General features: G+C 66.2%; 13 protein-coding genes. 10 read left to right on the top strand and 3 right to left on the bottom strand.

Translation table 11 applies throughout. The features are described from left to right. The first annotated feature begins 92 nt into the window (after positions 1-92). The 4 genes from KBW98_RS06405 (at position 93) to KBW98_RS06390 (ending at position 6,821) form a co-directional block, all read left to right on the top strand. The gene (locus tag KBW98_RS06405; RefSeq protein ID WP_211519294.1) at positions 93-908 is read left to right on the top strand and encodes an EI24 domain-containing protein; all 816 of its coding nucleotides are present in this window, start codon (positions 93-95) and stop codon (positions 906-908) included. A 115-nt stretch (positions 909-1,023) separates the two neighbouring features. After that, positions 1,024-1,824 (top strand): molybdopterin-binding protein, encoded by an 801-nt coding sequence (locus tag KBW98_RS06400; RefSeq protein ID WP_211519293.1) that lies wholly within the window; start codon positions 1,024-1,026, stop codon positions 1,822-1,824. A 411-nt stretch (positions 1,825-2,235) separates the two neighbouring features. Continuing rightward, positions 2,236-5,451, top strand: coding sequence for a transglycosylase domain-containing protein (locus tag KBW98_RS06395; RefSeq protein WP_373888913.1), 3,216 nt, complete (start codon positions 2,236-2,238; stop codon positions 5,449-5,451). Between the two features lie 32 nt (positions 5,452-5,483). Next, on the top strand, positions 5,484-6,821 hold the full coding sequence (locus tag KBW98_RS06390) for a TAXI family TRAP transporter solute-binding subunit (protein ID WP_211519291.1): 1,338 nt from the start codon (positions 5,484-5,486) through the stop codon (positions 6,819-6,821). A 201-nt stretch (positions 6,822-7,022) separates the two neighbouring features. On the opposite strand, the gene KBW98_RS06385 is transcribed toward KBW98_RS06390, so the two are convergent. Further along, on the bottom strand, positions 7,023-7,478 hold the full coding sequence (locus tag KBW98_RS06385; protein ID WP_211519290.1) for a rhodanese-like domain-containing protein: 456 nt from the start codon (positions 7,476-7,478) through the stop codon (positions 7,023-7,025). A gap of 295 nt (positions 7,479-7,773) precedes the next feature. Here KBW98_RS06385 and glnA point away from each other — a divergent pair, with 295 nt between their 5' ends. The 5 genes from glnA (at position 7,774) to corA (ending at position 13,574) form a co-directional block, all read left to right on the top strand. Next, positions 7,774-9,189, top strand: a complete 1,416-nt coding sequence (gene glnA, locus KBW98_RS06380; RefSeq protein ID WP_211519289.1) for a type I glutamate--ammonia ligase — start codon at positions 7,774-7,776, stop codon at positions 9,187-9,189. A 165-nt stretch (positions 9,190-9,354) separates the two neighbouring features. Then, a complete protein-coding gene (locus tag KBW98_RS06375) occupies positions 9,355-9,870 on the top strand; it encodes a DUF4124 domain-containing protein (protein ID WP_211519332.1) in 516 nt (171 codons plus the stop codon). Further along, a complete protein-coding gene (gene glnL, locus KBW98_RS06370; protein ID WP_211519288.1) occupies positions 9,867-10,973 on the top strand; it encodes a nitrogen regulation protein NR(II) in 1,107 nt (368 codons plus the stop codon). Before KBW98_RS06375 ends, glnL begins: the two co-directional genes overlap by 4 nt. 65 nt (positions 10,974-11,038) lie before the next feature. Continuing rightward, positions 11,039-12,526, top strand: a complete 1,488-nt coding sequence (gene ntrC, locus KBW98_RS06365; protein ID WP_211519287.1) for a nitrogen regulation protein NR(I) — start codon at positions 11,039-11,041, stop codon at positions 12,524-12,526. Positions 12,527-12,605: 79 nt separating this feature from the next. Beyond that, the gene (gene corA, locus KBW98_RS06360; RefSeq protein WP_211519286.1) at positions 12,606-13,574 is read left to right on the top strand and encodes a magnesium/cobalt transporter CorA; all 969 of its coding nucleotides are present in this window, start codon (positions 12,606-12,608) and stop codon (positions 13,572-13,574) included. 24 nt (positions 13,575-13,598) lie between these two features. Here the strand turns inward: corA and KBW98_RS06355 are convergent, their stop codons facing one another. Continuing rightward, positions 13,599-14,459, bottom strand: coding sequence for an EamA family transporter (locus KBW98_RS06355; RefSeq protein WP_211519285.1), 861 nt, complete (start codon positions 14,457-14,459; stop codon positions 13,599-13,601). Further along, on the bottom strand, positions 14,459-16,075 hold the full coding sequence (locus tag KBW98_RS06350) for an NAD(P)/FAD-dependent oxidoreductase (RefSeq protein WP_211519284.1): 1,617 nt from the start codon (positions 16,073-16,075) through the stop codon (positions 14,459-14,461). The genes KBW98_RS06355 and KBW98_RS06350 overlap by 1 nt, the downstream gene beginning before the upstream one ends. Before the next feature lie 435 nt (positions 16,076-16,510). On the opposite strand from KBW98_RS06350, the gene KBW98_RS06345 reads away from it, so the two are divergent. Beyond that, a complete protein-coding gene (locus tag KBW98_RS06345) occupies positions 16,511-19,456 on the top strand; it encodes a TonB-dependent receptor (protein WP_211519283.1) in 2,946 nt (981 codons plus the stop codon). The last annotated feature ends 48 nt before the right edge of the window (positions 19,457-19,504 follow it).

Raw genomic sequence — 19,504 nt, 5'->3', positions numbered from 1 at the left:
CCCGATATGCGTAGAATGCGCCTATCGCCACCGACCGACGAGGAGTTCATGCCGCTTGTCCTTCGCCCCCGCATCCGCCCTGGAGTCCAGCCATGAAGGGCGTCGCCACCGCCTACCGGCGCGCACTGCGCGCCCAGTTCAGCGGCCGCATGCTGCTGCTCTCGGGCGCGCCGCTGCTGCTGTCGCTGCTGCTGTGGGGCGTGGTCCTGTGGTTCGGGCTGCAGCCGCTGCTGGACTGGCTGCACGCCCTGTTCTCCCAGTACGACGCCTTCGAGACCAGTTCCAACGTGCTCGCCACCCTGGGGCTGGGCGTGCTGAAGGTGGTGGTGGTGCCGCTGCTGGCGATCGCGCTGCTGCTGCCCCTGATGATCGGCTCCAGCCTGCTGTTCATGGGCGTGGCCGCGATGCCGGCCATCGAGCGCCACGTGGGCCGGCGGCAGTTCCCCAAGCTCGAGAAGAAAGAGGGCGGCAGCTTTGCCGGCAGCATCGCGGTGAACGTCGGCAGTTCGGCCGTGTTCGCCGTGCTGTGGCTGTTCACCCTGCCGCTGTACGCGATTCCGCCGCTGGCCTGGCTGGTGCAGGCCTGCCTGTGGGCCTGGGTGACCTCGCGCGTGATGAGCTACGACGCGCTGGCCGCGCACGCCAGCCGCGCCGAGCGCGAAGCGCTGATGCGCACGCGCCGCATGCCCCTGCTGGCGATCGGCCTGGCCACCGGGCTGGCCGGCGCGCTGCCGGGCATCGCCTGGATGGGCGGGGCGGTGCTGTCGGTGGTGCTCTTCCCCGTGCTGGCCATGCTCTCGCTGTGGCTCTACATCATGATCTTCCTGTTCGCAGGGCTCTGGTTCCAGTACTACTGCTTGCAGGCATTGGAAGAGTTGCGTACCGAGCCAGTGAGCACGATGGCGTGAATCCCATGTGCACGCATCGGCGGCGTCGCGCGTTGAAGCCATGGGCGGCCGCAAGCGGCGATGCCCTGGCGGTGGCACACTGGACGTTTCAGCTTCGGTAAACACGGGAGAGCGCATGGGCGGTTTCGGCCTGATCGTCGTCGGTGACGAGATCCTGTCCGGCAAGCGGCAGGACAAGCATTTTGCCAAGGTGGTCGAACTGCTGGCCGAGCGCGGCCTGCAGCTGTCGTGGGCCGAGTTCGTCGGCGACGATCCGCAGCGCCTCACGGCCAGCCTGCGCCGCAGCTTCGCCGGCGCAGACATCGTGTTTTCCTGCGGCGGCATCGGCGCCACGCCGGACGACCACACGCGCCAGTGCGCGGCCGCGGCGCTCGGCCTGCCCCTGCAGCTGCATCCGGAAGGCCGGCGCCATATCGAGGAGCGCATCCGCGAGACCGCGCGCGAGGCGGGCAGGGAGCCGGACTTCGCCGCGCCCGACAACCTGCAGCGCCTCAAGATGGCCGAGTTCCCGCAAGGCGCGGCGCTGATCCCGAATCCCTACAACCGCATCGCCGGCTTCTCGGTCATGCAGGGCGACGCGCCGCACCACTTCGTGCCCGGCTTCCCGGTGATGGCCTGGCCGATGATCGCCTGGGTGCTCGACACCCACTATGCCCACCTGTTCCATCGCGAGCCCTACAGCGAGCGGGCGCTGCTGGTCTACGAACAGGCGGAAGCCGCACTCACGCCCTTGATGGAGCGTTTGCAGCGCGAGCACGAGGGTGCACGGGTGTTCAGTTTGCCGAGCGTGGGCGATGCGCAGACGCGCCGCCATATCGAATTGGGAGTAAAGGGAAAACCGGACGCGGTGGCGGCGGCCTATGCCGCGATGTGCGCGGCGCTCGACAAGTTAGAAGCAGAGTATCGACCTTTATAAATAGGCATGTCGCGCGATTAACGCCTCGATGAGTCCGCCGTTGTTTTTTTGCGAAAATATTCCACGCACATCAAAATTGTTAAACCGTGTCTCGCGCGTGTCGTATTGATGTGGTGGAATATTACCTACGGACGGTGCCATCTGGAGTGAGATCGCATCGCCGATGCAAACGAACCAAATACCACTCAATCACTCGAACGGACCAGCAGCAACAGATGGCGAGCAGGTTGGCGGGGATTGCACGTAAAAACGATTCAGACCGGTTAAGCCATCATGGAAAGTATTCGCCGTTTCGGACGGCCCAGTAGTGTGTTCGATGTGTTCGGCAGGTGGCGCGACCGCCCCGCTGCCGCGGTGGCCGCTGCGCCCTCGACACCTGTTTTTGCCTCCGCCGGAGGCAACGACGTTCCCTTGTACGAAGCTTATCCCCACCTGGGCGGCGCCCCAGGCGGAGGCGGCGCCGACGCACCCGAGCCCAAGCCGCGCAAGCGCCGCTGGAAGCTCTGGCTGTTCTTCGGCTCGGCCTTGCTGGCGGCCCTGCTGGCCGCCTGGGCTGCGCTCGAGATGAAGACCTCGCGCCTGCAGGCCAAGATCTTCGCCGAGATGGCCGAGGACCTGAACTGGCGCGTGGAAAAGGGACCGAGTAACGCCATCCGCTTCCCGGCGGCCAGCCCCTACGACACCCGCCTCGGCTACGCCAGCATGCCGCAGTACCTCGAGAAGCTGCAGGGCCGCGAGTACGCGATCGCGGCCCAGGCGCGCATGTCGCCCAAGATGATCGAGTTCGCCGACCGCGGCCTGTACGCCACCTTCCACGAGAAGACCAAGGTCGGCCTCGAGATCCTCGATTGCCGCAGCCAGCCGCTGTTCGCCTCGCGCTTCCCGGAACGCTACTACCACCAGTTCGACGAGGCGCCCTCGCTGCTGGTGCAGAGCCTGCTGTTCATCGAGAACCGCGAGCTGCTCGACGCCAAGCATCCGAGCCGTAACCCGGCGGTCGAATGGGACCGCTTCTCGAAGGCCGTCTTCGACAAGTCCCTGTCCAGCATCGGCCTGGGCGGCGAAGGCCGCGTGGCCGGCGGCTCCACGCTCGCGACCCAGATCGAGAAGTACCGCCACTCGCCGGAAGGCCGCACCAGCTCGCTGTCCGACAAGCTGATCCAGATGGCCTCGGCCACCCTGCGCGCCTACCAGGACGGCGAAGACACCACCGGCGCGCGGCGCCGCATCGTGCTCGACTACCTGAACACGGTGCCGCTGTCGGCCAAGCCCGGCTATGGCGAAGTGAACGGCATCGGCGACGGCATGTGGGTCTGGTACGGCCGCGACTTCAAGCAGCTCACGCAGATGCTGAAAGGGCCGATGACCAGCCCCGAGGCCGTGCTGGCCTACAAGGAAGCGCTGTCGCTGATGATCGCCCAGCGCCGTCCCGCCTATTACCTGGGCGCGGGCGAGCAGGACCTCGAGACGCTCACCAACAGCCACCTGCGCGTGCTGGCCCAGGCCGGCGTGATCTCGCCTCAGCTGCGCGACGCCGCCCTGAGCGCCAAGCTGCACCCGGCCCAGGGCTCGGGCGTGGCGCCGCCGCCGGCCGATGCCTTCGTCTCGCGCAAGGCCGCCAACGCGGTGCGCAACCACCTCGGCAACCTGATCGGCGACCCGCGCCTGTACAACATCGACCGCCTCGACCTGTCGGTGGTCTCGACCCTGGACGCCCAGGTCCAGCAGGCCGTCACCGCGGCCCTGCGCAAGCTGACCGATCCGGGCCACGCGCAAGAGGCCGGCCTGACCGGCAAGGGCCTGCTCGGCAACGGCGATCCGGCCCAGGTGGTGTATAGCTTCACGCTCATGGAGCGCGGCGAGCACGTCAACTACCTGCGGGTCCAGACCGACAACTACGACCAGCCGCTCGACATCAACGAGGGCGCCAAGCTCGACCTGGGCTCCACGGCCAAGCTGCGCACCCTGGTGACCTACCTCGACATCGTCGACCAGCTGCACAAGCGCTACGAGCCGATGGACAAGATTGGCCTGATGGGCGTGAACGTCGATCCGAAAGACCGCATGTCGCTGTGGGCGATCGAGTACTTCCGCGCGCTGCCCGACGGCGCCGACCGCGGCCTGGCGCCGATGCTGGCGGCCGCGATGGAGCGCAAGTATTCGGCCAACCCGGGCGAAGCCTTCTTCACCGGCGGCGGCCTGCACACCTTCGGCAACTTCAGCAAGCTGGACAACAGCAAGATCATGACGGTCACCGAGGCGCTGCGCCAGTCGACCAACCTGGTCTTCGTGCGCATGATGCGCGACGTGGTGCGCTACTACATGTTCCAGCTGCCGGGCTCCTCGGCCCAGCTGCTGGCCGACGCCGACGATCCGCGCCGCGCCGAATACCTGTCGCGCTTCGCCGACCGCGAGGGCAAGGACTTCCTGGCCAAGTTCTGGAACAAGTACAAGGGCAAGACCCCGGCCGAGATCGAGACCATGCTGTTCTCGGGCGTGCGTCCGCTCGCGTCCAAGCTGGCCGCCGCGCACCGCACCGTGGTGCCGAACGCGACCATGGCCCAGTTCGGCGAGTTCATCGACAAGTCGCTGCCCTCGACCCACGACATGGACCCGGACCGCATCCCCAAGATGTACGAGATGTACGATCCGAAGAACATGTCGCTGGCCGACCGCGGCTACGTGGCCTCGGTGCACCCGCTCGAACTGTGGCTGGTGAGCTACCTGCGCACCCATCCGAAGGCCACCTGGACCGAGGTCACCAATGCCAGCGTCAAGGAACGCCAGGAAGTGTACTCGTGGCTGTTCAAGACCCATCGCAAGCATGCCCAGGACAAGCGCATCGCCGGCCTGCTGGAGGTCGAAGCCTTCCTCAAGATCCACGCGCAGTGGAAGAAGATGGGCTATCCCTTCGAGTCGCTGGTGCCGTCCTACGCCACCACCCTGGGCGCCTCGGCCGACCGTCCGGCCGCGCTCGCCGAGCTGATGGGCATCATCGTCAACGGCGGCGTGCGCAAGCCCGTGGAGCGCATCGACTCGCTGCACTTCGCCAAGGACACGCCTTACGAGACCCTGGTCAAGCGCAACAAGGGCGGCGGCAAGGAGCAGGTGCTGGCGCCCGAGGTGGCCCGCGCAGTGGCCGACGCCATCCAGGGCGTGGTCAGGGAAGGTACCGCCAAGCGCGTCAAGACCGCCTTCGTGCAGTCCGACGGCAGCGTGATCGCCGTGGGCGGCAAGACCGGCACCGGCGACCAGCGCTTCGAGGTCTATGCTAGAGGCGGCCGCGTGATCGAGTCGCGCTACGTGAACCGTTCGGCGACCTTCGTGTTCAACATCGGCGAGCGCTTCTTCGGCAGCATGACCGCCTACGTGCATGGTCCGCAGTCGGGCAACTACGACTTCACCAGCGCCTTGCCGGTGCAGCTGCTGGCGACCCTGGCGCCGAGCCTGATGCCGATGATCGAACCGGCGCCGGGCGGCGCGGGGCTGACGACGGTGCCGGGCCTGGTGCCGCCGCCGCCCAAGGCGCCGCCGGTGGTCCTGGGTCCTGACGGCACGCCGCTGCCGGCCCCCGCGCCGGTGGTGACCCGTCCGGTGGTGGTGGCCCGGCCGCCTTGCGTCCGCTAGTGCGGCCGCCGCCGGACGCGAAGCGCGGCGCCATGCGCCGCGCCGTTTCCAGGGTGCGCAGCTTCAGCATCGTGTCGCTGCGCGACCTGCTGGTCGCCTCCGGGCCGACCATCCTGATCGTGATCGCCGCCGTGGCCCTGGCCTACTGGTGGGTCGACCCGGCCCCGCCGCGCCACCTGGTGCTGGCCACCGGGCAGGAGAACAGCGCCTACGAGCAGTTCGGCAAGCAGTACGCCAGGCTGCTGGCGCGCGACGAGATCGCGGTCACCCTCCAGCCTTCGCTCGGCTCCCAGGACAATCTCGAGCGCCTGATCGCGGGCAAGGCCGACATCGCCTTCGTGCAGAGCGGCTCCACCGACGACGGCCAGGCCGCGCGCCATGGCCTGGTCTCGCTCGGCAGCCTGTTCACCGAGCCGGTCTGGCTGTTCCTGCGGACGGAAGCGAAGGTCGGCAAATTGACCGACCTGAAGGGCAAGCGCGTCAACCTGGGGCCGGAAGGCACGGGCGTGCCGCGCCTGTTCCGCCAGGTGCTGGCGGCCAACGGCGTCGAGCCCGAGCAGCTGCGCATCGGCATGCTGGCCAACACGCCGGCCACGGTGGAGCTGCTGGAAGGCCGCATCGACGGCCTCGTGTTCAGCTCGGCCCCGGAAGCGCCGCTGATCCAGATGCTCCTGCAGACCCCGGGCATCCAGCTGTTCGATTTCTCCCAGGCCGAGGCCTATACCCGGCGCCTGCCTTTCCTGACCCACGTGGTGCTGCCGCGCGGGATCGTCGACCTGGGCCGCAATATTCCGGCCCAGGACTACCACCTGATCGCGCCGACCGCGACCCTGGTGGCGCGCGAGGAACTGCATCCTGCGCTCGTAGGGCAGTTCGTGAAGGCGGCCTACGAGATCCATGGCGGAGCAGGGTGGTTCCAGCAGCAGGGACAGTTCCCTTCGCCGAAGTACACCGAGATCCCGGTGGCGAGCGAGGCCGCCCGCTACTACCGCGACGGGCCGCCTTTCCTGCAGCGCTATATGAGCTTCTGGCTGGCCAACCTGCTCGACCGGCTGGGCGTGATCGCGGTGGCCCTGGCGGCCCTCCTGATTCCGCTGTCGAAGATCGTGCCGCCGCTGTACGTGTGGCGGGTGCGTTCGCGTGTGTACCGCTGGTATGGCGAACTGCGGGCGGTGGAGCAGGCCATGGAAAGGGCGCAGGGAGAAGAGCGCGAAGCGGTGCGCCAGGACTTGCTGCACCGGCTGGACGATATCGAGGAGCGGGTGAACCACATCTCGATTCCGCTGGCGTTCGCGGATGCGTTATACGGGCTGCGCAGTCATATCAATATCGTGAGGCAGCGGATCGTGGCGGGGCCGGTGGTGGAGTAATTCGCGCTGGCGGCGTGCATGCAAGCTTGGGTTCCCGGCTTCGCGGGAATGACGTAATGAGGGCGCGTGTCGACATGGAATCGCGAGCCTGTACACTAAAAACCGTCATACGCGCCACTGGCGCCTCCGACTTCCCGCGAAGGCGGGAACAATGCCACTGGCATTGTTCCGCCCAAGGTTCTTAGCGAGCTACAAGCCTCGTTAAGCCCCCACCCACGGCAAGCCCTTCTTGCACCACCCCCCCAGCGTCTTGCGATGCCCCTCGGCGTCCTTGTCCCCCTCGAAGCCTTCCAGGATGTCATACGACTGCGCAAACCCGTGCTCGGTCGCCACCCGCGCGCTGTGGCGCGAGCGCACGCCGGAGCGGCACAGGAACAGCAGCACCTCGTCCTTGCGCGCCACCTTTTCCAGCTGCGCCCCGAAATCCGGATTCGGCACCCCGCCCGGATAAATCGCCCACTGCACCGCCGCATGCTGGGCGTCGGGAATCGCCACCCGCCCCACCCAGTCGCGCTCGGCATTCGTGCGCACGTCGACCAGTTTCACCTTCGGATCGGCCTGGAGCAGGGCGTAGGCCTCCTCCGGGGTCACGGCGCCCGCGTAGGGCTGGCCGGGCGCACGCTGGCGCGCAGCCTCTAAAATTTGTTCGGGAGTCATTTCGTAGGTCCGTTTTCGAGCATAAATGCGCGATGCACCATCCTGGATCAGTGTATCCTGCGCTGCCGTGGTGCATTTTGCATGGATTGCACCAATGTGGTGCGCCAAGGCCGCGATCGAATCGGACGGCCGTGCATCCGTTTAGGGCGATTTTATGGGTAAACTGGCCCGTTTCCAAAGAACGAATTATGCATTTGCTCATGCTTCAAGCTTGGCATGCTTCCTGCTTTAACAGAAAGCATGTTGTCGCTTCGCATCAGGCAAGGCACACACCTTTTCAACTAGGAGATTCCGAATGGCAAAGACCGCCGCAGACGTAGTGCAGATGGTTAAGGACAACGAAGTCAAGTTCGTTGATTTTCGCTTCGCCGATACCCGCGGCAAAGAACAGCACGTGACCGTGCCCGTGTCGCACTTCGACCTCGACAAATTCGAATCGGGCCACGCTTTCGACGGCTCGTCGATCGCCGGCTGGAAAGGTATCGAAGCCTCGGACATGCTCCTGATGCCGGACCCGAACACCGCGAACATCGACCCGTTCATGGAAGAAACCACCCTGTTCATGCAGTGCGACGTGGTGGAACCGTCGGACGGCAAGGGCTATGACCGCGACCCGCGCTCGATCGCCAAGCGCGCCGAAGCCTACCTGAAATCCTCGGGCATCGGCGACACCGCCTACTTCGGCCCGGAGCCGGAATTCTTCATCTTCGACTCGGTCCGCTGGAAGATCGACATGTCGGGCTGCTTCGTCAAGATCGACTCGGATGAAGCCTCGTGGTCGACCGACAAGGAAATCGAAGGCGGCAACAGCGGCCACCGTCCGACCGTCAAGGGCGGCTACTTCCCGGTCCCGCCGGTCGACAGCTTCCAGGACATGCGCTCGGAAATGTCGCTGATCCTCGAATCGATGGGCATCCCGGTCGAAGTGCACCACCACGAAGTGGCCGGCGCCGGCCAGAACGAACTCGGCACCCGCTTCTCGACCCTGGTCGAGCGCGCCGACTGGACCCAGAACCTGAAGTACGTGATCTGGAACGTGGCCCACAGCTACGGCAAGACCGCCACCTTCATGCCAAAGCCGATGGCCGGCGACAACGGTTCGGGCATGCACGTGCACCAGTCGATCTGGAAGGACGGCAAGAACCTGTTCGCAGGCGACGGCTACGCCGGCCTGTCGGAGACCGCGCTGTTCTACATCGGCGGCATCATCAAGCACGCCAAGGCCCTGAACGCGATCACCAACCCGGGCACCAACTCGTACAAGCGCCTGGTGCCGGGCTACGAAGCGCCGGTCAAGCTGGCCTACTCGGCCCGTAACCGTTCGGCATCGATCCGCATCCCGCACGTGGCGAACCCCAAAGGCCGCCGCATCGAAGTGCGCTTCCCGGACCCGCTGGCCAACGTCTACCTGTGCTTCGCCGCGCTGCTGATGGCCGGCCTGGACGGCATCCAGAACAAGATCCACCCGGGCGAAGCGGCGACCAAGGACCTGTACCACCTGCCGCCGGAAGAAGACAAGCTGATCCCGACCGTGTGCGCCTCGCTGGAAGAAGCGCTGGAAGCCCTGGACAAGGACCGCGAGTTCCTGACCCGCGGCGGCGTGTTCAGCGACAGCATGATCGACGCCTACCTCGACCTCAAGATGCAGGAAGTGCAGCGCATGCGCATGACCCCGCACCCGGCCGAATTCGACATGTACTACTCGTCGTAATCAGCCTGTCAAGGAAAGTGTTGCAGCCTGGCATCACAAGCTGTAATGCTGTGTAACAAAGACGGGGAAAGCCATGGCTTTCCCCGTGCTGTTTTCGGGATCGGGTATAGTCGGCGTGGACTAAAATGTGTGCACTTTTATTGTGCAGATCTGTTTCTGATGAGAATGACATTCACCCGCACCATCGCCCTGCTGGCCGTTGGCATCGCATTCAGCAACACCGCCGCCGCCCAGACCCCGGTCTATAAATGCATCGACGGCGAAGGCCGCGTCGAGTTCACCGACAGCAGCCGGAAGGGCTGCAAGCTGCTCGACCTCGGCTACACGCCGCCGGCGGCGCCGCGCGCCTCCGCGCCGATCCCGGCCGTGTCGACGCCCGCCGTGCGCCAGAGCAGTCCGCCCGCGGCCAGCGCGAGCCCGGCCAGCTTCCCGCGGGTCGACAGCGCCCAGCAGCGCGCGCGCGACGACGACCGGCGCGAGATCCTGCATGACGAACTGCGTTCCGAGGAAAAGAAATTGGCCGACCTGAAGCGCGATTTCAACAACGGCGAGCCCGAACGCCAGGGCAACGAGCGCAACTACGCCAAGTACCAGGAGCGCGTGTCCGGCATGCGCGACGACATCAACCGCAGCGAACGCAACGTCGAGGCGCTGCGGCGCGAGATCGCGAACCTCCGATGAACGCACACGGGGAGCCTGCGCGCGCAGCTGGTCCAAGCGCCGGCCCATTCGCCGGCCTGGATCTGCTGGCCTCGGCCGTGCTGCTCACCGACGGCGCCGGCCAGGTGCGCTACGCCAACCCGGCCGCGGAAAACCTCCTCGAACTCTCGCTCAAGTCCCTGCAGCGCTACAAGCTGCCCGACCTGTTCGCCAACGGCGCCGAACTGAGCGCCCTATGCGCCCAGGCGCTGGCCCACCAGTACGCCGACCTGCGCCAGGACCTGACCCTGCAGCGCGTGGGGCGCGAACCGCTGCACGTGAACAGCATCGTCAGCGCCCTCGGCGACAGCAACGGCGGCGAGCTCCTGATCGAGCTGCGCGAGAACGTGCAGCAGCTCAAGCTCGACCGCGAAGAGCGCATCCTCGACCAGAGCCAGGCCAACAAGGAACTGATCCGCAACCTGGCGCACGAGATCAAGAACCCGCTGGGCGGCATCCGCGGCGCGGCCCAGCTGCTGGAGCTCGAGCTCCCGCCCCACCACCTGGCCGACCTACAGGAATACACGCAAGTCATCATCAAGGAAGCCGATCGCCTGCAGACCCTGGTCGACCGCCTGCTGGCGCCCCATCGCAAACCCCACATCGTGGGCGACGTCAACATCCACGAAGTGTGCGAGCGGGTGCGCAGCCTGATCCTGGCCGAGTTCCCGCAAGGGCTCACGATCCGGCGCGACTACGACGCCTCGATTCCCGAATTCCGCGGCGACATGGAGCAGCTGATCCAGGTGGTCCTGAACATCGCCCACAACGCCGCCCAGGCCCTGGCCGGACGCATCGCCGCGGGCGACGCCGAGATCGTGCTGCGCACCCGCGTGGCGCGCCAGGTCACCCTGGCCAAGGTCCGTTACGGGCTGGCACTAGACTTGCATATCATCGACAATGGACCGGGCATCGCACCGGAGATCCGCGACCGCATCTTCTACCCGCTCGTCTCCGGGCGGGACGGCGGCAGCGGCCTGGGGCTGACCCTGGCGCAAACCTTCGTGCAGCAGCACCTGGGCGTGATCGAGTGCGAAAGCCGGCCTGGACTGACCGATTTCCGTATCCTGCTGCCCTTGCCATAAGCTTGCGGGCGCAGGACCGGGGCGGACGGTCCCCATTGAATCCATGTTGCGGGAAACACGAATACATGAAACCAATCTGGATTGTCGACGACGATGCATCGATCCGCTGGGTGCTGGAAAAAGCCCTGGCGCGCGAAAGCCTGGAGACCCGCAGCTTCGCCAACGCGCGCGACGCCCTCCTGGCCTTCGAGACGGAGACCCCGCAGGTGCTGGTGTCGGACATCCGCATGCCGGGCGAATCCGGCATCGACCTGCTGCAGGCGGTCAAGGCGCGCTATCCCGGCCTGCCGGTCATCATCATCACCGCCTTCTCCGACCTCGATTCGGCGGTCGCTTCCTTCCAGGGCGGCGCCTTCGATTACCTGGCGAAGCCCTTCGACATCGACAAGGCGGTGGCCCTGATCCGGCGCGCGCTGGAAGAGAGCCTGCGCGAGGCCAGCGTCGAGGCGGCGCCCGCCGAGACGCCCGAGATCCTGGGCCATGCGCCCGCCATGCAGGAGGTGTTCCGCGCCATCGGCCGCCTGTCGCAATCCAACGTGACGGTGCTGATCACGGGCGAGAGCGGCAGCGGCAAGGAGCTGGTGGCGCGCGCCCTGCACAAGCACAGCCCGCGCGCCCAGCAGCCCTTCATCGCCCTGAATACGGCGGCGATCCCGAAGGACCTGCTGGAGTCCGAGCTGTTCGGCCACGAGCGCGGCGCCTTCACCGGCGCCCAGGCGATGCGGCGCGGCCGCTTCGAGCAGGCGGAGGACGGCACCCTGTTCCTCGACGAGATCGGCGACATGCCTTTCGACCTGCAGACCCGCCTGCTGCGGGTGCTGTCCGACGGCCACTTCTACCGCGTCGGCGGGCACCAGCCGGTCAAGGCCAATGTGCGCGTGATCGCCGCCACCCACCAGAACCTGGAACAGCGCGTGCGCGACGGCCTGTTCCGCGAAGACCTGTACCACCGCCTGAACGTGATCCGCCTGCGCCTGCCGTCCCTGCGCGAGCGGCGCGAGGACATCCCCATCCTGGCGCGCCACTTCCTGGTGCAGAGTGCACGACAATTGGGCGTCGAGCCCAAGCGCATGAGCGAGCAGGCGATGCGCTTCCTGGCCGGGCTCGAGCTGCCGGGCAACGTGCGCCAGCTGGAAAACCTGTGCAACTGGATCACCGTGATGGCCCCTGGCCAGACGGTCGAGGTCAAGGACCTGCCGCGCGACCTGACCCAGGCAAGCCAGGGCCAGCAGGAAGCGGTGCCGCTGTCCCTGGGTGCGCCGGCCGCCGCGCCGGCCGGCTTCAACGGCGCAGCGGGCCAGCCGCAGGCGCCGGCGTCCTCGCCCGAAGGCTGGATCGGCCTGCTGGAGCTGCAGGCCGCCGGCATGCTCAGCGCCGGCCAGATGGACGTGATGGACGTGCTCGGGCGCCAGTTCGAGTCGGCCCTGATCCGCACCGCGCTCAAGCACACCCACGGGCGCAAGAACGACGCCGCGATGCGGCTCGGGATCGGCCGCAACACCATCACCCGCAAGATCGTGGAACTGGGGATCGACGGCGCGCGCGACGAGTAAGGGCGGGGAAAGGGGCCGAAAGGGGCCGATGGTGTAAGCTCATGCATCGGTCCATTTCGCCTGTTGAGTTACCCCATCCATGCTGATCAACTGTGTCGCCTACCAGGAAGGCAAGAAGCTGTCCGATGTCCCGGTCGAGGACATCAGCGAATACCTGAAACAACCCGACGCCTTCGTCTGGGTCGCGCTGCGCGATCCGGGCGCGGACGAGATCGCCGCCATGCAGGAGGAGTTCAGCCTGCACGAGCTGGCCATCGAGGATGCCGCGCGCGGGCACCAGCGCCCCAAGATGGAGGAATACGGCGAGAACGTGTTCATGGTCGCGCACATCGTCGAACTGCACGAGGACAAGCTGTGCGTCGGCCAGCTGGCCGTGTTCGCCGGCCGCAACTACGTGCTGTCGGTGCGGAGCGATTCGAAGCAGAGCTTCCTGGGCGTGCGCGCCCGCGCCGAGCGCGAGCCGCACCAGCTGCGCAAGGGCGCCGGCTTCGTGCTCTACGCCCTGGTCGACGCCGTGGTCGACCGCTATTTCCCGGTGGTCGACATGCTCGAGTCCGAGCTCGAATCGATCGAGGACCAGATCTTCGGCCAGCAGGGCAAGCAGCGCGCCAACGTCGAGCGCCTGTACGAGCTCAAGCGCAAGGCCCAGCAGCTGCGCCACGCCGTGATCCCCCTGATGGACGCCGTCGGCCGCTTGTACGGCGGACGCGTGCCCCAGGTGGTGGCCGAGACCCAGGAATACTTCCGCGACGTCCACGACCACCTGTTCCGCATCGCCGGCCGCCTGGACGCGGTGCGCGACACCATCAACACCGCGATCCAGGTGACCTTGTCGATGGTGGCGATCGAAGAGAACGACATCAGCAAGAAGCTGGCCTCTTATGCGGCGATCTTCGCGGTGTTCACCGCGTTCGCCGGAGTGTGGGGGATGAACTTCGAGTTCATGCCCGAGCTGAAATGGAAGTGGGGGTATCCGTTCGCGCTGGGGACGATGGTGCTGGTATGCGGGTATCTGTACTGGCGGTTCAAGAAGGCGGGGTGGATTTAGTACTACGTGCGTACGCAGCGGGAGCTACTCGCTGCCACGCCCCGCCGTCGCCGCGGCCCCCGCCGAGGCGAAGATCACCAGGAAGATCGCTCCCCATTGCAGCCCCGTCAGCCGCTCGCCCAGCATCACGAAACCCGCCAGCGCCGCCAGCGCCGGCCCGGCCGACACCAGGATCCCGAACACCCGCCGCGGCAGGCGCGCCAGCGCCATCATTTCAAGCGTGTAGGGAATCGCCGAGGACAGCAGCGCCACCAGGAAGCCGCCCGCCAGCATGGCCGGCGTGAAGAGCAGGGCGCCGGCCTGGGCCACGCCCACCGGCACCGCGAACAGGCTGGCCGCCAGCATGCCCCAGGCCACCGCCTCGGTGCCCTTGAGCGAGGACACGCGCTTGCCGAACACGATGTACATCGCCCAGCAGAAGGCCGCGCCCAGCGCATAGGCCACGCCGAGCGGATCCAGTCCCTTGCTGCCTTCCTCGAGCGGCAGCAGCAGCGCCAGGCCCAGTGCGGCGCAGGCCACCCAGGCGAAGTCGCGCGCGCGGCGCGAGGACATGATCACCACCGCCAGCGGGCCGGTGACCTCGATGGCGACCGCGATCCCGATCGGGATGCGCGAGAAGGCGCCGTAGATCAGCAAATTCATCAGGCCCAGCATGACGCCGTAGATGGCGAGGTTGCCGGCGTCCTGCCTGTTCGGCAGCGTGCGCCAGGGGCGTACGGCGGCCAGCAGCATGAGGGCGGCGAGGCCGACGCGCAGGGCGGTCACGCCGGCGCTGCCGACCACCGGGAACAGGCCCTTGGCCCAGGCGGCGCCGGCGTTCACCGAGACCATCGAGGCCAGAATCGCCAGGCCCGGCCCGAAGGCGCGCACGCCGCCCGCGGGCATCAAGCGGCCATTGCCAGTGCGACCGCCTCGGCGACCCGGATGCCGTCCACCGCGGCCGACATGATGCCGCCCGCGTAGCCCGCGCCTTCGCCGGCCGGGAACAGGCCGCGCGTGTTCAGGCTTTGCAGGTCGTGGTCGTTGCGCTTGATGCGGATCGGCGAGGACGTGCGGGTCTCCACGCCGGTCAGCACCGCGTCTTCCTTGTAGTAGCCCTTGATCTGCTTGTCGAAGGCGACGAAGGCCTCGCGCATGGCGCTGATCGCATACTCCGGCAGCGAGGGCGCCAGGTCGGTCAGGTGCACCGCCGGCCTGAAGGACGGGATCACGGAACCGAATTCCTTCGAGGGCACGCCGCGCACGAAGTCGCCCATCAGCTGGCCCGGCGCGTCGTAGTTGCCGCCGCCCAGCACGAAGGCGCGCGACTCCAGCTCGCGCTGGAAGGCGATGCCCGCCAGTGGGTGGCCCGGATAGTCCTCGGGGGTGATGCCGACCACGATGGCGCTGTTGGCGTTGCGTTCGTTGCGCGAATACTGGCTCATGCCGTTGGTGACCACGCGGCCTTCCTCGCTCGATGCGGCGACCACGGTGCCGCCCGGGCACATGCAGAAGCTGTACACGGAACGGCCGTTCGAGGCGTGGTGCACGATCTTGTAGTCGGCCGCGCCGAGCAGCTTGTTGCCGGCATTGGGGCCGAAGCGGCAGACGTCGATCAGGGATTGCGGGTGCTCGACCCGGAACCCGATCGAGAAGGGCTTGGCCTCGATGTAGACCCCGCGGTCGTAGAGCATCTGGAAGGTGTCGCGCGCGCTGTGGCCGATCGCGATGGTCAGGTGGCGGGTCGGAATCTCCTCGCCGCTGGCCAGGCGCACGCCCTGGACCTGGCGCACGCCGTTCTCTTCGCTCACCAGCACGTCCTCGACCCTTGATTCGAAGCGGATCTCGCCGCCCAGCGCCTCGATCTCGGCGCGGATCTGCTCGACCATCTTGACGAGGCGGAAGGTGCCGATGTGCGGCTTGCTCACGTACATGATCTCGTCCGGCGCGCCGGCCTTGACGAACTCGGTCAGCACCTTGCGGCCGTAGTGCTTGGGATCCTTGATCTGGCTGTACAGCTTGCCGTCCGAGAAGGTGCCGGCGCCGCCTTCGCCGAACTGCACGTTCGACTCGGTGTTCAGCTTGCGCTTGCGCCAGAAGCCGAAGGTGTCGACGGTGCGCTCGCGCACGACCTTGCCGCGCTCCAGCACGATCGGATTCAGGCCCATCTGCGCCAGGATCAGGGCCACGAACATGCCGCAAGGTCCCATGCCGATCACCACCGGGCGCGGCGTGCCCGCAGCCGGCCTGCCGGCCTCGACGAACTTGTAGCCGGTGTCGGGCGAGGGCATCACGTGCTGGTCCCTGGACAGGCGCGCCAGCACGGCGGCCTCGTCGCGCACCTGGGCGTCGATCGAGTAGATCAGAACGATGGCCGCCTTCTTGCGCGCATCGTAGCTGCGCTTGAACACGCTGAAGTCGATCAGGTCGGCATCCGTAATGCCCAGGCGGGCCAGGATGGCGGCGCGCAGGGCGGGTTCCGGATGGTTCAGGGGGAGCTTGAGTTCGTTAATTCGGAGCATGGGAGTGGTTGCTAGTGAGGCAACAAAAATAGGAAAGGCGAAACCGCTATTTTACCGGACTCCTTCCTGCAAGGAAAACCTTCAGCCTCTCCCCGCAAGGCGCCGGGAAGACACAATCTTGTCAATACATTACCAAAAATGTATGTACGTTTTTATGACGTAAATACGATGATCATAGTTAACTTTCGCGAAGATCGCGGATATTTACACCAAGTATTGATGATTCATAGAATCCGTTGTTTTTTGACAAATCGAATATCCGCTTCGTTGACACATGCATATGGCCCGTGATTCCATGCATATGCGCAACAAAGTTAACAAAAATTAATTTCCGTTGAGCGCATCCATTGGCAGTCGGGAGAAGCAATGGGTGGTCCGTGATTTGTAAAAATAACCACAGCTGGCTTGCCGCCAGCCATTAACTAGGAAAATCACATGATGTTTAGAAAGACAGTCCTGGCACGCGCGCTGACCATCGCGTTCGCCGCCTCCGTGGGCGCGGTTGCCGTATCCGGCAACGCCATCGCCGCGTCGAACTCGGCCGGCGACATCGTCGGCCGCGCCGCCGCCGGCACCGTGATCACCATCGAAAACAAGTCGATCGGTTTTTCGCGCACGCTGACGGTCAACCAGAAGGGCGACTACCAGATGACACAGCTGCCGCCGGGCAGCTACGTGGTGCGCGCCAAGCTGCCGAACGGCAGCACCGAGGAACGCCAGGTGGCGGTCCAGGCCGGGGAGGGCACCACCGCCAGCTTCGAAGCCGTGACCAATACCGTGGTCGTGACCGGCCGCGTTTCCCGTATCGACGTCAAGTCGCCGGAGTCGAGCATGGTCCTGAGCGAAGCCGCGATCGACCGCATCCCGGTCTCGCGCGACGTGACCGCCGTGGCCCTGCTGGCCCCGGGCGCGACCCGCGGCGACTCGCGTATCGGCCAGACCACCCTGCGCGCCGGTAACGTGCCTTCGCTGGGCGGCGCATCGCCGGCCGAGAACGTCTACTACATCAACGGCTTCAACGTCACCAACATGCTCAACGGCGTGGCCTTCAACCAGGTCCCGTTCGAAGCGATCGCGCAGCAGCAGGTCAAGACCGGCGGCTACGGCCCCGAGTACGGCCGTTCGCTGGGCGGCGTGCTGTCCGTGACCACGAAGCGCGGCACCAACGAGTGGAAGGGCGGCGCCAACGTCATCTGGACTCCGGCCGACATGCGCGCGAGCGAGATCTACCACGAGAAGAGCCCGAGCACCGGCCGCTGGATCCAGAGCGAGCGTCCGGGCGGCCTGGACGACCTGCAGATGAACGTCTGGGCCGGCGGCCCGGTCATCGAGGACAAGCTGTTCATCTTCGGCCTGGTCCAGGGCGCGGACATCGAGCGCAAGATCTACGGCGCCAGCACCCTGACCCAGTACAAGACCAACACCCCGCGCTTCCTGGTGAAGGCGGACTGGAACATCACCGACGAGAACCTGCTCGAATTGACCGCCTTCAGCGACAAGAGCAAGGACAAGGTCCGCACCTGGAAGCTGGCCACGCCGTACACCGAATCGCGTACCGAAGAGAAGCTGCCCGACGAATACACCATCGGCGGCGAGAACGTCATCGCCAAGTACACCTCGTGGCTGACCGACGACTTCACCATCTCGGCGCTGGCCGGCCTGGGCCGCTACAACAACGGCGAGAACATCGGCTCGGCAGCCTGCCCGTACACCACCGACAACCGCAGCTCGCCGACCCGCGTGCTGGGCTGCGCGACCGCGGCCTCGACCAACCGTCCCGACGCCAAGGACGAGCGCAAGGCCTTCCGTCTCGACGCCGAATGGAACCTGGGCGACCACGGCCTGCGCTTCGGCCTGGACAACGACGAATACGAAGTCATCAGCGGCAGCGTGAGCAGCGGCGGCGAGCGCGTCTATATCAAGACCGTTGCACCGGGTGGCCGCCTGTCGAGCGGCTATGTCAACGATACCGGCGCCGCCTTCGACTACGTCGAAGCGCGCCACTTCGAGAACGGCGGTTCGTTCACCACCAAGAACTCGGCCTACTACCTCGAAGACAACTGGCAGGTCACCAAGAACCTGGTGGCCAACATCGGTGTCCGCAGCGAGTCCTTCGAGAACCTGAACGCCGATGGCAAGACCTTCATCAAGGTCGACAACACCATCGCGCCGCGCCTCGGCCTGAGCTGGGACGTGCAGGGCAACCAGCAGACCAAGGTGTTCGCGAATGCCGGCCGCTACTACATTCCGGTGATGTCGAACACCAACGTGCGCCTGTCGGGCGCCGAACTGGACTACACCGACTTCTACCGCTACACCGGCAGCAACAGCAACGACGCCTTCCAGCGTCCGGGCCGCGGCGCCCAGCTGGGCGAGCGCGTGGTGGCCTCGAATGGCGAAGCCGGCGACCCGCGTTCGGTGGTGGATCCGGATATCGAACCGATGTACCAGGACGAGTTCATCCTGGGCGTGCAGCAGGCCCTGGCGAACCGCTGGTCCGTCGGTGCGAAAGTGACCTACCGTAAGCTCAAGCGCGTCATGGACGACATGTGCAACGGCCCGGGCGCACGCGACTGGGCGCTGGCCAACGGCTACACCGAAGACCAGGCCGGCATCATCGAAGGCGCGATCGACCACTGCTTCCTGTACAACCCGGGCGGCGACCTGACCGCCAACATCGATCTCGAAGACGGCAAGGGCCTGACCGCGGTCAAGATCCCGGCAGCCTCGCTCGGCTTTGCCCAGCCCGAGCGCAAGTACACCGCACTCGAATTCACCTTCGAGCGCGCGTGGGACGGCGTCTGGAACCTGCAGGGCTCCTATGTCTGGTCCAAGACCCGCGGCAACACCGAAGGCTACGTCAAGTCGGACATCGGCCAGGATGACGCCGGCATCAGCCAGGACTGGGATTACCCGGGCCTGATGGAAGGCTCGTACGGCGACCTGCCGAACGACCGCCGCCATACCCTGAAGCTGTTCGGCGCCTACCAGGCGACGCCGGAATGGCGTGTCGGCGCGAACCTGATCGTGCAGAGCGGCCGTCCGCTGAACTGCCTGGGCTACTACGCCGGCAACCTGGATGAAGTGTCGATCTTCTACGGCGCAGGCTCGTTCTGGTGCAATCGCCAGCTGAACCCGCGCGGCACCGTGGGCCGCCTCGAATGGACCCGTGAACTGGGCCTGCAGGCGACCTATACGCCGAAGTGGCTGAAGGGCACCACGTTCTCGGTCGACGTCCTGAACGTCTTCAACGAGCGCGGCGTGACCAGCGTGGAAGAAGCCGGCGAAAGCTCGCAGGGCAGCCCGAATCCGATCTACCTGCAGCCGATCGGTTACCAGCCTGGCCGCAGCTTCCGCTTCATGGCGCAATACGAGTTCTAATACGCGATCCGGCCGGATTCGTCCGGTCGTATTCGCCGGGCCGCCTTT

The sequence above is a fragment of the Massilia sp. ST3 genome, from assembly GCF_018119405.1.
GTDB lineage: Bacteria > Pseudomonadota > Gammaproteobacteria > Burkholderiales > Burkholderiaceae_D > Telluria.
Note: the sequence above shows the minus strand (reverse complement) of the source record. Positions and strands in the feature narration are given on the sequence as shown.

Bases quoted from the DNA above. Each gene is read 5' to 3' on its own strand.
- KBW98_RS06405 (WP_211519294.1), top strand. From the start codon at position 93: ATGAAGGGCGTCGCCACCGCCTACCGGCGCGCACTGCGCGCCCAGTTC.
- KBW98_RS06400 (WP_211519293.1), top strand. From the start codon at position 1,024: ATGGGCGGTTTCGGCCTGATCGTCGTCGGTGACGAGATCCTGTCCGGC.
- KBW98_RS06390 (WP_211519291.1), top strand. From the start codon at position 5,484: ATGCGCCGCGCCGTTTCCAGGGTGCGCAGCTTCAGCATCGTGTCGCTG.
- KBW98_RS06385 (WP_211519290.1), bottom strand. From the start codon at position 7,478: ATGACTCCCGAACAAATTTTAGAGGCTGCGCGCCAGCGTGCGCCCGGC.
- glnA (WP_211519289.1), top strand. From the start codon at position 7,774: ATGGCAAAGACCGCCGCAGACGTAGTGCAGATGGTTAAGGACAACGAA.
- KBW98_RS06375 (WP_211519332.1), top strand. From the start codon at position 9,355: ATGACATTCACCCGCACCATCGCCCTGCTGGCCGTTGGCATCGCATTC.
- glnL (WP_211519288.1), top strand. From the start codon at position 9,867: ATGAACGCACACGGGGAGCCTGCGCGCGCAGCTGGTCCAAGCGCCGGC.
- ntrC (WP_211519287.1), top strand. From the start codon at position 11,039: ATGAAACCAATCTGGATTGTCGACGACGATGCATCGATCCGCTGGGTG.
- corA (WP_211519286.1), top strand. From the start codon at position 12,606: ATGCTGATCAACTGTGTCGCCTACCAGGAAGGCAAGAAGCTGTCCGAT.
- KBW98_RS06355 (WP_211519285.1), bottom strand. From the start codon at position 14,459: ATGCCCGCGGGCGGCGTGCGCGCCTTCGGGCCGGGCCTGGCGATTCTG.
- KBW98_RS06350 (WP_211519284.1), bottom strand. From the start codon at position 16,075: ATGCTCCGAATTAACGAACTCAAGCTCCCCCTGAACCATCCGGAACCC.
- KBW98_RS06345 (WP_211519283.1), top strand. From the start codon at position 16,511: ATGATGTTTAGAAAGACAGTCCTGGCACGCGCGCTGACCATCGCGTTC.